Annotated in this window: 7 protein-coding genes; 2 read left to right on the forward strand and 5 right to left on the reverse strand. The window is 74.4% G+C overall.

The window, feature by feature from the left end; translation table 11 throughout:
* The first annotated feature begins 115 nt into the window (after positions 1–115).
* Entirely contained in the window at positions 116–523 is a 408-nt protein-coding gene (locus ACOJVX_RS14360; RefSeq protein ID WP_418155198.1) for a hypothetical protein, read from the forward strand.
* Positions 524–568: 45 nt separating this feature from the next.
* Here the strand turns inward: ACOJVX_RS14360 and ACOJVX_RS14365 are convergent, their stop codons facing one another.
* From ACOJVX_RS14365 to ACOJVX_RS14385, 5 genes are all read right to left on the reverse strand, one after another.
* Positions 569–940, reverse strand: coding sequence for a helix-turn-helix domain-containing protein (locus tag ACOJVX_RS14365; RefSeq protein WP_030106199.1), 372 nt, complete (start codon positions 938–940; stop codon positions 569–571).
* 105 nt (positions 941–1,045) lie between these two features.
* The gene (locus ACOJVX_RS14370; RefSeq protein WP_422646833.1) at positions 1,046–2,785 is read right to left on the reverse strand and encodes an acyl-CoA dehydrogenase; all 1,740 of its coding nucleotides are present in this window, start codon (positions 2,783–2,785) and stop codon (positions 1,046–1,048) included.
* The gene (locus ACOJVX_RS14375) at positions 2,769–8,459 is read right to left on the reverse strand and encodes an SDR family oxidoreductase (protein ID WP_422646834.1); all 5,691 of its coding nucleotides are present in this window, start codon (positions 8,457–8,459) and stop codon (positions 2,769–2,771) included. Before ACOJVX_RS14375 ends, ACOJVX_RS14370 begins: the two co-directional genes overlap by 17 nt.
* Positions 8,456–9,808: an acyltransferase domain-containing protein gene (locus ACOJVX_RS14380; RefSeq protein WP_418155194.1), complete on the reverse strand. Its 1,353-nt coding sequence runs from the start codon at positions 9,806–9,808 to the stop codon at positions 8,456–8,458. Before ACOJVX_RS14380 ends, ACOJVX_RS14375 begins: the two co-directional genes overlap by 4 nt.
* Positions 9,809–9,830: 22 nt before the next feature.
* Positions 9,831–10,655 (reverse strand): SDR family NAD(P)-dependent oxidoreductase, encoded by an 825-nt coding sequence (locus tag ACOJVX_RS14385; protein ID WP_211237625.1) that lies wholly within the window; start codon positions 10,653–10,655, stop codon positions 9,831–9,833.
* Between the two features lie 1,430 nt (positions 10,656–12,085).
* Here ACOJVX_RS14385 and ACOJVX_RS14390 point away from each other — a divergent pair.
* A complete protein-coding gene (locus ACOJVX_RS14390; protein WP_422646835.1) occupies positions 12,086–12,673 on the forward strand; it encodes a GNAT family N-acetyltransferase in 588 nt (195 codons plus the stop codon).
* Positions 12,674–12,709: the final 36 nt, after the last annotated feature.

Genomic DNA, 12,709 nt, shown 5'->3' on the forward strand with positions numbered 1-12,709 from the left:
CCGGAGAGGGTGCGGGACGGCGTCTCCGGCGGCGGGGCGATGTTCCGCGACCCGGTGGTCGGGCACCGCCGGATAGGTTCACAGTGGAGAACAGGACGACGGAGGGTGGTGCCGCATGACGAATGGTGGGCAGGCGGAGCGGGGACCGGTGGTGCTGTCGGTCGGGCTGCGACCCGACGCGGTGGACCTGTCGGGGCACCCGGACCTCGACCACGAGGCCCTGGCGGCCAGGATCGCGTCGGGGCAGGAGGCGCTGAGACGGGAGGGCATCGACAACACCACCTGCCTGGTCAGCGCTGACCCGGAGGAGGCCGAGCGGCGGGTCCGCGAGGAGGTGGCGGGGCGCCACTTCGACCTGGTGGTGATCGGTGGGGGCGTGCGGTTGGATCCCGAGCAGACCGTGCTCTTCGAACGGATCCTGAACCTGCTGATCGACCTCGTTCCTGGGGTCAGGTTCTGCTTCAACACCTCCCCGGAGACGACGCTGGACGCGATCCGCCGCTGGTCGCCCCAGCCCAGGTAGGGGTCACGGGGGCCGCTCGGACGTCCGCCCCACCGAGCGACGCGGTCAGCCGGGTGGCCCCCCGAGGAGCACGATCACGGCCTGGGTCCGCCCGGTGACGCCCAGCTTGTGGTAGATCACGTAGAGGTGGTTCTTCACGGTGCGTTCCGAGATGCCCAACACCTGGGCGATCGTGCGGTTGGGCATTCCCCGGACGAGTAGATCCGCCACCTCCCGTTCGCGGTCGGTCAGCCGTGCCCAGCGGACCCGCTCGGGTCCGACGCGGTGGGGGCCGTCGATGGCGTCGCGGCACCGCACGAGTTCCCGGACCTGGGCCAGGAGGCGGCACGCCTCCTCCTGGTGGAGTTCGGCGAGCCGGACCAGTTCGGCCACGCCCAGGGCGCGGGGCCCGGTGTCCTCGGACGGCGACGGGTTCATGCGCGAGGCTCCTTCCCGGTGGGGCGGGCGGCGGGGAGTACCGACGCGGAGCGTGCCGGGACGGGGCGGGTAACGGTGCGGCTCTCCCCGGCCGGTGGGCGGGGTTCACCGGGGCTCGGATGGCCCGGCCGACCCGGGTGGGAGGTCGAGGAGGTCCGGCACGGCGTCGAGGTCGGCCACGGCCTGGTCGACCAGCGCGTGCTCCCCGCCGGCGAGTCCGCGCAGCGCCTCCGGGGTGAGCAGGCCCTCGGTGAGGTAGAAGTCGGCGTGGCGGAGCAGGACTTTCGAGGCGTGCAGGGCGCCGAGGGTCGCGGCCAGTCGGGCGGCGCGGGCCGGGACGGACCGGTCCGGCGGGGCGAGGGCGGATTCCACCAGCAGGGTGGCCGCGTGGGCTTCGGCGAGGTCCACGCCGAGCGGGCTCCGATCGTTCCACGCGTCGAACCCGGACTGGCCGTGTCGCCGTGCCACCCCCAGCTCGCTGGTCAACCGCTCGTGCAACGACCGTTCCCGGGCGGCGACCAGCGCCGTCCAGGAGGTCGGGGTGGTCGGGGGCCCGGTGGGGCCCTGCGCGGGCGGTGGCGCGTAGTGGTCTCCCCCGGCGAGGGCACGCGCCGCTTCCAGGGTGATCAGGTAGCCGTCCCCGGCCGCCGGGCCCAGCATGTGCGCGAGCCCCTGGTACTCCACCCACCGGCCGGGGCGGAACATGCCGTGCGCCCCGCACCGCAGTCCGCACTCGCCGATGACCCGCGCGGCCAGGGCGCTGGCGGTGGCCTTGACCAGCCCGCAGGTGCGGTTCAGCCCGGGTCCGGGCCGCCAGGCGGGGTCGTCCGCGTCGGCCCGCGCTCCCCCGGACCAGGCGGTCTTGACCCGGTCCACCAGTCGGGTCAACGCGTAGGAGTCGGCCAGCGCGAGGGCGAGGGGACGCCGGTGGGCGCGGTGGTCGAGGACCGGCCGTTCGACGGTGAGGGGTGAGGCGGTGGTCCGGTGCCGGTTGTGGCGGAGCGCGTTGACGACGCTCGCCCTGGTCACGGCGGCCAGGGCCGCCGCCGAGGCGACCCAGGCGCCATGCCGGATGTCGAGGGACCGGCGGAGACGCCGTTGTCCGCCGCCGAGGGGATCCTGCGGCACACCGGCGTCGTCGAGGTGGGCGTCGTCGGAGAGCAGCGCGTCCCGGGGCAGCCGCAGGGCGTCGAACTGGATGAGGGCGTAGTCCAGGGGTAGCAGCGGCGCCTCGGGGAGTGGGACCACGTGGACGCCCTCGGGGGTGCCCTCGGCGGTGCGGATGGGCGCGACGAAGGGGAACACGCCGTGGTCCCGCCCGCCCCCGCGGAGCCGTGCGTAGACGACTCCGGTCTTCGGCACTCCGGGCAGCCCCACGTTCGGCATGAACTTCCTGGCGGTCTCGTCGGGTGTGGTGAGCACGAAACCCCCGGTGGCGGGGTCGTGGTCGGCGACGGTGCGGATGCCGAGGTGGCTGTTGCCCCGCCCGACCTCGGTGACCAGCAGGGCGCCGAAGGCGCGCATCTCGTCGAGGTCGCGCACGTGCCGCCGTGCCCGGTCCCCGCCGAACTCGACGACGGCGCCCAGGCTCAGGCACACGTGGAGGGTGAGGGCGAGGAACAGCGGGGGGTCGGTGACGGCGGCCCACTCCAAGGCCATGAACAGCCGGCGCGATCGTGCCAGGAGTTCACTGCCCGGGGGCAGGTGCTCGCCGACGACCCGCAGCCGGTCGTAGGTCAGGGCGCAGCGCCGCTGGTGGTCCAGTCCTGGGCGGTCGTGGAAGACCTCGTGCTGGGACAACGCGACCAGCAGTGCCCGGAACTCGGGGTCATCCTCGATCCGCATCGCGGCTCTCCTCCCTGTGGGTCCTCCTCGGCGTGGACACTCCCCGCACCAGCGCCAGTGGGCGGCCGTCCGCGCCGAAGGCGGCCGCGCCCCCTCCCGTGGTGGCGTGGACGCGCACGCCGTCGGGGTGCGCGTCGAGCAGCGCGGTGTCGTTGGCCTCGGTGCGCACCTCGATCCGGTCGACGCCGGCCGGGACGGGTAGGCCGGTGCCCTCGCCGGGCACGCGGTCGGCGAGGAGGCAGCACTGGAGGAGGGCGTCGAGGAGCAGCACGGGCAGGCGCAGTCCGGCGAGGCGTTCGGCCCACGGGTCGAGGTGGGGCCGGAACGTGGCCGCCGCCCACCCGGGTCCGGTGTGGACGTCGGTGAGGGAGGCGAAGGGCGGGTCGAGCGCGACGGGGCCCTCCCCTCCGTACCGGAACCGGGTCGCGGTGCCCACGGCAGCCGGCGGCGTGGTCGTCGCGGGCTGGGGAGCGTGGTCGGCGGTGCCGATCGTGGCCTCGGCGTGCAGCCGGTCCCGCCGCAGGACCTGCCCGTGGGCGACGACGTCGGCGCGCAGTCGGACCCGGAGGCCGTCGCCGGTCCGGTCCACCCGCACCGCGACGGCGCGGCCGGTCGTGGCGGGGAGGGTGAGGGGCGCGGGGAACCGCAGGTTGGTGATGACGAGCGGGTGCCCGGCCGGGTGGGGGCGGCCGGTCGCGGCGAGCGCGATCTCGGCGACCCAGGCTCCGGGCAGGGTGGGCGCGCCGTGCAGCCGGTGCCGGCGGAAGTAGTCGTCGAGTTCCGGGTCGAACCGCCACATCAGGGGGCCGTCCCCGTCCGGGGCCACCTCGACGGTGTGGCGGCGGCTGGTGGCGAGCAGCCGGCGTTCGGCGGTGCCCAGGTGGGTGACCAGGGGCGTGGGCAGGCCGCGTCGGAGCTCGTCGAGGACCAGGTCGGTGCCCTCCTGGTCGGACACCCCGGTGAGCGCGCCCTGCCGTCGGAGGAGGCCGAGGACGACGGGTTCGGCGGCGAAACCCGACTCGTCCCACAGGGGTGAGGCGATGGTGGTCTCACCGCCGTCGAGGCAGGCCGCGCGCCACAGGGCGGTGGCGTTGAGCACGTCGTTGGCGGCGCAGTAGTCGGCCTCCCCCGGCCAAGCGAGGACCGCCAGCAGGGATCCGAGGTTGAGCCAACGGGCCGGGGGGTGCTCGGCGAAGGCGGCGCGCAGGTTCAGGTAGGCGAGGAGTTTGGTGTCGCGGACGGCGCGGGCGGTGCGCGGGGAGGTGGTGGCGACGCGTCCTCCGCTGTGGCGGCCGGCGGCGTTGAGGAGCAGGTCGACCCCTCCGTGCGCGGCGAGGACGCGTCGCACGGCATCCCTGGTCTGGTCGGGGTCGGTGAGGTCGCAGGAGACGAAGTGGACGCGGCCGCCGGGGAGGTGGTCGGCCAGCTCGCGGACGGTGCGGGCGGTGGTGGCGGCGGCGACGAGCCGGTCGCGCTCGGCGACGAGCCTGGCCACCGGCGCGGTGGGTTCCTCGTCACGGCGCCGGGTGAGGAACGCGGCCCGGTCGGGTGGGGCGGCGCCGCCGGGGGCGTTGCGGCCGAACAGGTACACGGCGGCCGGCGCGGTCTCGACGGCCAGCCGCGTGAGCAGCCGCGCGGTGAGGCCCCGGGTGCCGCCGGCGGCCACGATCACCCCGCCGGGTGGCAGGGCACCGCCGGCGGGGGCTGGTCCGGTGGCGGGCAGGAGCCGGTACTCCCGGCGCCGGCCGGCGGAGTGCGCGACGACCGCGAGGTCGTGGGCCCGGGCCGACTCCAGCGCGAGGAGGTCGAGGGCCGCGACCGGGTCCCGCGAGTCGGTGGCGACGGCGAACGCGGTCGCCCGCGGCATCTCCCTGGCCAGGGCCTTGACCAGCCCGGTGAAGGGGCCGGTTCCCGGGTGGAGGGCGTCGCCGCCGAGCGCGTCGGCCAGCAGTACCGCGTAGGAGGAGTTCGGCCGTCCGCGCCAGCGCCGCGCGGCGAGGAACGCCAGGTCGTGGGTGGCGCGGAGCTGGTCCAGGGTGGACAGGTCGGCCGGTGGGGCGTCGGTGGCGCCGACCCTGACGAGGACCCGCACGTGGTCGAAGGTCCGCGTCTCGGGGAGCAGACCGGCGAGTGCCTCGGTGGTGGGCTGGTCGCCGGCCGGCGCCGGCCGTGGGGCGACGACCACGGTGGCGTCCGCTGGCAACGCGGAACTGGGAACCAGGTCGGCGTGGGAGCACACCACCAGGCTTCCTCCGGGCAGCGCGGGCAGCGGGCGGCGCACCCGGCGGGGCGGGGCCACGTCGAGCTGGCAGGTCACCCTGGTCAGCGGGGCCCGGGGCGTCGGGCCGCCCGTCGCGGCTGGCTCGGTGTCCGGGGCGGGTACCGGGGGTGGTGCTGGTGGGTTCGGGCTGGTGACGTCGAGTCGCGGCCCCATCCCGGCCTGGGAGGAGATGGTGGTGGTTCCGCCACCTCGGCTCAGGTGAGCGACCAGCGCCACCAGCGGGTCGGCGCCCAGGTAGGTGCGACCGGAACCGGCCAAGGGTGGGTGTTGGCGGGGTGCGCCGCTCGGGTCGGCGGCGCCGAACCTCGTCCGCAGCCGGGCCAACGCTGGCAGTGCGTGGCTGCGGGCGGTGGACTCCCTGGCGAGGACCACCAGGAAGGCGCCCTCGGCCGGGGTGTCCGACTCCCCCGCCGATTCCAGCACGCGGCGCAGCTCCTCGGTGCTGTTGCCGTTGACCGCGCCCACCACGGCGAAGTCGAGGTCGCCGTGCCGCAGGTAGCGTTCGGCGGTGCGCAGGGCGTCGAGCGCGGAGTCCGGGCCGCCGTCGACGGTCACGGCCAGTCCCCGGAAGTTCCGGTCCGAGGCGAGCCGCGAGGCGATGATGTTGGGCATGATGCCGGGGAAGGAGTCCTCGGTGGCGGCGGGTACCAGTGCGCGCACCTCGTGGCCGAGCCGGTCGAGGGCGTCGTCGCGTTCGCGGGCCGAGTGGTCGGGGCAGCCGGCCAGTGCGCGGTCCACGTCGCCCAGGTAGCAGCGCAGGGCGTGGTGCACGGCTCGGCGGGTGGGCCCCAGGTGGCCGATGACCACTCCGGTGGTGTCGCCGGCGGTGTCGAGGGCCGCCTGGACGGGTGTGGGCAGCGCGGCCGCCGCTCGGAGCACCATGATCTGGGTGCGGTCCATTCCGCGCAGCGTGGCCGGGGGCAGCCGGACCTCCCGCCACCCGGGGAGCGGGTAGTCCTCCCCGAAGGTCGTGGCGGGTGGGGAGCCGGTGCCCCGCAGCCAGGCGTCGCCGTGGTCGCCGGGCAGGTCGCTGGCCCAGCCGAGGACCACGATGTCCTCCGGTGGTGGGGGCGCGGCCCGCCTGTCCTCGGCGTCCTGGGCGTCCTCGGCGTCCTCGGCGTCCTCGGCGTCCTCGGCGTCCTCGGCGTCCTCGGCGAGGATCAGGTGGGAGTCGGTGCCGCCGAACCCGAAGGAGGAGACGGCGACCCGGCGGACGCCGTCCCTCCCGGCGGCCAGCGCCCGGTCGGAGCTGGCGGCGGGCGGGTGGAAGCGGCTGTCGCGGACGGCGTCGATGGGGTCGACCAGGTAGGGCTGCGCGGGTGCCTCGCCCCGGGCGAGACCGGTGAGCGCCTGGCACACCGAGACCACGCCGGCGGCCCAACCGGTGTGGCCGACCACCGCCTTGTTGGAGGACAGCAGCGCGGAGCCGCCGTCCCCGGCGACCTCCCGGAGAGCGGCCAGTTCGGTGCTGTCCCCCGCCCGGGTGCCGGTGGCGTGGGCGATGACCCAGCCGACGTCCGCCGGGTCGACCCGGGCGGCCCGGTAGGCACGGCGCAGGGCGAGGGCCTGCCCGGCGGCGTTGGGCGCGTAGATGGCCTTGCCCCGCCCGTCCCCGGCCAGGCCCAACCCCTCGACGACGCCGAGGACCCGGTCCCCGTCCGCCCGCGCCCTGGCGAGGCGTTTCAACACCACCACCCCGGCACCGTCGGAGAACAGCACCCCGTCGGCGGCGCGGTCGAAGCAGCGGACGGTGCCCGAGCGGGACAGCCCCTGGAGCTTGGAGAACAACACGAGGTCACGCGCGGTGTAGGCGAAGGCACCACCGCACACGGCCAGGTCGACCTCGCCCGCGCGCAGTGCCTTCACCCCGAGGTCCAGGGCGTAGAGGGAGGAGGAGCAGGCGGTGTCGACCATGAGCACTTCGGTGTCGTCGGGCAGGATCCCGGTGACGGCGTTCCTGCCGACGCGGTGGGGCAGGAACTCGTGCGCTGGTTGACCGAGCCGGTCGTAGCGGCGCCGGAGCGCCTGGACGACCGGGGCCGGGGTCCGGGGGCCGAGCCGGTGGAGGTACCCGGCCAGCACCAGGTGCGTCTCGAGGTCCTGGCTGCCGTCGGCGGTGTAGCCGAAGGCGGCGAGGCAGCGGTCCGCCACCCCCCGGCGCACCCCGTCCAGGGCGGTGTGCAGGCAGTGCCGCAGCCAGAGCGTCGTGGCCTCCCGCGACTGGTGCGAGCCGTCCGCGAGTTCGGCGGCCAGTCGGGGGTGGGGGCGGAAGTCGGTGATGAAGCCGGAACGCGGCGAGTAGGTGCGGTCCTCGGCGGCGGGGTCGTGGGAGTAGAAGGACTCGACGTCGAAGAGCACCGGCCGACGGAACACGTTCCGCCCGTCGGACAGCACGGTCCACAGTCGTTCCGGGTCGTCGGCCCCGGGGGTCACGACGCCGCTACCGACCACGGCGATCCGCGCGTCGTCGTCGGCGCGGGCCCGGGTGGTGGTGGGACGCGCGGTGCCCCCAGTCCGGGCTGGTGGTGTTCCGAGCGCGGCGTCCGCCCTGGCGGGCGGGTCGTGCCGGGGCGGCTCGGCCGGCGGCGGGGGCGCGGCGAGCGGTTCCGCGCCGAGGACGGCGGCGCCGAGGGAGAGCCCTCCGTCGGCGACGACGGTCTGCCCGGTGATCCAGGAGGCGGCGGGCGAGGCCAGGAAGACCACCAGTTCTGCCAGTTCCTCCTCCCGGCCCAGCCGCCGGCCCAACGGGGTGGCGGCGCGGACGCGGTCGGCGAGCCGGCGCGCGTCGGGGAACAGGCCGGCCACGGTGCCGTCGAGCAGGCCTCCCGAGGCGGTGTTGACGCGGATGCCGTGCGGGGCGAACTCCACGGCCAGGTAGCGGGTCAGCGCTTCGACGGCGGCCTTCGTGGTACCCACCGTCGCGTAGTTCCCGATCACCTGGGAGGCGCCGATCGAGGACAGGTTCACGATGGAACCGCCGCCGCGACGCGCGATCAGCGGCGCGGCCCGGTTCGAACACCGCAGGGTGCCCCGCAGGTTGGTGTCCACCGCCCGCTGCCAGTGCGTGTCGTGCAGCTGGTCCAGGGGTAGCAACGCTCCCGACGCCGCGTTGTTGACCAGCACGTCCACGCCGCCGTGGCGGCGCTCCACCTCGTCGAACAGGCGCTCGACCTGGTCGGGACGGGCCACGGAGGCGCGTAGCGCCTCCACCGAGGCCCCGGCGGCGGTCAGCTCCTCGACCAGGCGCGGTGCCTCCGCCGTGGCGTGGAAGTAGTTGACGACGACGTGCGCGCCTCGGCGGGCGAAGGCCGAGGAGATCGCCCGGCCGACACCTCGTGCTCCTCCGGTGACGACCACGACCCGGTCGGCGAACTCCGTGGCGGCGGCGCTCACCGGCGTGCCTTGGCGGCGGCGACGTGGTCGGCGACGTGCCGCAGGGTGGGCAGTTCCCAGACCGGGAGCTCCGCGGCCCCGGCGGGCAGGCCGAACCGGTCCGCGACCCGGCCCAGGAGGGAGGTCTGCTTCAACGAGTCCACCCCGAGTTCGGCCTCCAGCAGCGCGTCCTCGGTGAGCAGCTCGGGCGGGTACTCCAGGGTCTCGGCGTAGAGCGCTCGAAGCTCCACCACCAGGTGTTCCCGGTCCGGAGCGGCGCCGACCGGGGGCGGGACCCGGCCGGGCGGAGCGGCGGCGGGGCGGACGTCCGTCGGCTCCGGTTCCCGCGCCGGGGCGGGGTGGGACGGGACCGGCTCCTCCTCGGCCTGGATCGGTGTGGCGCGCGGCCGGGCCACGGAGGTGAGCGCGGCGCGCAGGCCGGCGTCCTCCTCCTCGGGGTCGAGGAGCGGGGCGGTGGTGCGCACCCCGGGAACGGTGTGTTCGACGCACCTGGTCAACGTGTTGAGGGCCCCGCTCTCGACGTAGGTCGTGTAGCCCCTGGAGTGCAGGGACCGCACCGTGTCGGTGAACCGCACCGGCAGTACCAGGCACTCGGCCAATGCCTGTTTGAGGTCGTCGTCGTCGGTGTACCGGCGGCCGTGGACGGGCGAGTGGACGGCCGTCTGGAGGGGGAGCTGCCGGGCGTCGGCCATCCTGGCCACGAAGTCGGCGACGGCGGGCCGCATCGTGGGGTGGTGGGAGGCGTAGGGCAGGTGCAGCCGGGCGTGGGGGACGTCGAGCACCTCGGCGAGTCGTTCCACTCGGTCCAGCGCGGTCGGGGGCCCGGCGAGGACGGTCTGCCGGGGTGCGTTCAGGCAGGCGACGACCAGCTCGGGTTCGTCGAGCACACCGGGGACGTGGCCGGCTGATTCCTGGTCCATGCCCACGGCGGTCATGGCGCCCCGGCCTTCCCAGGGGCGCAGCGCCGCGGCTCTGGCGCACACCAGGGTGACACCGTCGGCGAGGCTGAAGGCACCGGCCGCCACGAGCGCGGCCATCTCACCGAAGCTGTGGCCCACGAGCAGGTGAGGACGTGCTCCGCGTTCGGTGAGGACGCGGTGCACGGCGACGGAGATGCCGAAGATGGCGAGTTGGAGCACTTCGGCGGGTTCGGCGAGCAGCTGGCGGATCGATCGGGGTTCCCCGTCGAACAGCGTGGTCGACACCGGTGGCGCGCCGGCCAGCACGGCGGCGGCGTCGATCTCCTGGAAGGTGGCGTCCACCTGGGGGTGGGAGCGCCGTGCCCGGCGGAGGGCGCCGGGCGAGTAGGCGCCGAGACCGGGGAAGAGGAAGACGGAGCGTTCGGACACGGCAAGTCCTTCGGATGCGTGGTCAGACGGGGAGGCGACCGAGGTCGAGGAAGCGGAGCAGCTGGGGGCCGCCGACGTAGGAGGCCGTGCCGTTGTCCGCGACCACCACGGTGCCGGTGACCGTGCGGGAGGCGTCGCCGGCGAGGTAGACGACGGTGCCGACCATGTCCTCCGGGTCCTCGAGCCGGCCGGCGGGCACCGCCGACAGCAGGCCCTGCGCGGCGTCGGGATCGGCGAAGAAGGTCGTGGTCAGGTCGGTGCGCGTCCAGCCGGGGGCCACGGCGTTGACCCGCACGCCGGCGGGCCCCCACTCCGCCGCCAGGGTCCGGGTCAACGAGATGACCGCGGCCTTCGTCGCGCCGTAGTGGGAGAGCAGGGGGATGCCGTTCACCCCGGCGATGGACGACACGTTGATGACCGAGCCGCTGCCTCGCTCGACCAGGTGACGACCGAAGGTGTGGGTGACCCAGACGAGGGATTCCAGGTTGAGGCGCAGCACCTGGCTCCAGTCGTCGGGTTCCAGATCCAGGAACGGACCGGCGTGGCTCATCCCTCCCGCGTTGTTGACCAGGATGTCGGGTGCGCCGAACTCGGCGAGGGTGGTCCTCTCGGCCGCCCTGATCTGGTCGAGGTCGGTGACGTCGCAGGTGAGGACGAGTGCTCGGCGCCCGAGGTTCTCCACCTGGTCGGCGACGGCCTCCAACCGGGTGGTGTCCCGTGCCACGAGCGCGACGTCCGCCCCGGCGGCGGCGAGGCCGGTGGCGACCGCCGCTCCGATGCCTCGGGAGGCTCCGGTCACCAGTGCTGTCCTGCCTCGCAGTCCGAACAGGTCCATTGCGGGGGGCATCGCTTCTCCTCTGCTGGGTACGCGCGGCGTGGTGCACGCCGCCGGATTCGATGTCGTCGTTCGACGGTCGCGAACTGCGCGGTGACAGTGGGGAATGGGATGTGCGGACACGGCCGACGGCGCTGGGCGACCGGTGGGCGCGTTTCCGGGAGTCGGGGTTTCCGCCGGCGTCCCCGGCCGGGTGCGCGGGTTCCTGCTGGGTGACCCCGTTTGTCGGGAAATCGGGTGGATGTTTGGTATCTCACACGTTCTCCCCCGACCTGTGTACCCCCATTGGGGTGGCCGTTTTTCGCGCGGAATAGGGGAGGCACCCGGTCGATTCGCTCGTCCCAGTACCTTGGAACCAGGCCGACGGAGTGATTTCCGCGCGAATTTCCTTACCCCGTACAGCGGCGACCGCCGTTATTCTTCTCACGTTCCGCTGCCAGCGGGCGCCGTTTTCGGGGAAACATTGGTCGGACGGAGTGATCTCCCTTCCCTTTCGAGTCCTTCGTGGCCGTTCGGGGCCACTGGTGGCGGAGGCCGCTCGTCCCGGTACCAGCGGGCGGGCGCCCGGCGCGGGACGTGGTGCGCCGAACCGGGGCTTCTGGTGAGCGGGCGGCGACCAGCGGCGGGTGGAGCACCGGGGGCGGGGCTGGTGTCGTCGTTCTCGGCCCGGATATGCCGGTCGGGCGGGGCGGCAGCGTGCGCCGGGACGGCGAGGAGCCCCCGGCTCGAGGCATCGGCGGACCAGGTGGCGGGGCGGCCTGGGCGGCGCGGTGCCATGTCGACCAGGGTGGTGGCATTCCGCCATGCGTCAGTGCTGTGCCCGACGGTCAGTGGTGACGCCGCGCCTTGCTGGTGCTCCCCGACGCGGTGCTCCTCCACCGGTGACGGCGAAGCACGGGGCGCCTTTTCCGGTGCTCGTCCGGCCTGGGTTCGCCGAACTCCTCGCTCGCCGCCATCGGTGACCACAGCCCGGCTCGTCCCCGTTCTTCGTGGCCATTCCGACGTCTCGCGGACGCGAGGAGAACGAGTTCCCGGAACACGGTCCCTTTCCGACGAGCGAGAACGTTCGCGGGCTCCGGTCTCCCGCGCCAAGGCCAAGGCCGCCCGGATTCGACCGGCCTTTCCGCCTCCTCGTCTCCGGTTGGCGCGAGCGCGGCGACCCGCCGCCGCGTCGAGGAGTTCCGGGCCCGTGAGCGGCACCGGCTCCGCGGATGCGGGCACCAGCAGCCGGGGATGTGACCGGCGAGCCGCCACGGACGCGGGCGGGGGCGGGGGCGCTGATCCCGTTCGCCCCGAGGCGCGCGGGCTGGCGAGCGACCTCCTCGAACCACCCGGCGGCGCCCACCCGCCACCCGCATCATAGAATGAACAAAAGTTCACCCTATGATGGCCGCCATGACCTGGGACGACAGCGGTCGCCCCACTCCCACGGAAGGACACCGATGATCGAGGTCATCCCCGCACGCGACTTCGGGGCTGAGCACCGCCGCGCCGTCACGGAGGTCTACGTGGACGCCTTCGGCGCCGACTTCACGTACTTCTCGAAGGACCCGAAGCGGCTGGCGGCGTTGTTCGAGCCGATGATGGCCCCGGAGCACTTCCACCTCGCCGTCGTGGACGGCCAACCCGCCGGCATCACCGCGCTGACCGACGGCCGCCAGCAGAGCGTCCGCCCGGACAGGCGCCAGTTCGTCCGGCAGCTGGGGTTGGTGAAGGGCACCATCGGCGCGGCCGTGCTCAGCAGGGAGTTCGGCAAGACCCTCGACCTGCCGGCGGACACGGCGTCCCTCGAGTACGTCGGGACGGCCGCGGCGCACCAGGGCAAGGGCGTGGCCACCGCGCTGTTGACCCACCTCATGCGGGTGTCCGGCCACCGCCGCTACGTGCTCGAGTACATTGCCGACACCAACGTCGCGGCCCTGCGCCTGTACCGGAAGCTCGGCTTCGTGGAGTACCAGCGGATACCGGTGAAGCACACGAGGTTCAGCGGCATCAACCACTACGTGTCGATGGAGTGGGAACGCCGGTGACGGGTGTCGCACTGGTCCCCCGACCCGGAAGGAGGA

The sequence above is a fragment of the Actinoalloteichus caeruleus genome (genome assembly GCF_049311605.1).
Taxonomy (GTDB): domain Bacteria; phylum Actinomycetota; class Actinomycetes; order Mycobacteriales; family Pseudonocardiaceae; genus Actinoalloteichus_B; species Actinoalloteichus_B caeruleus.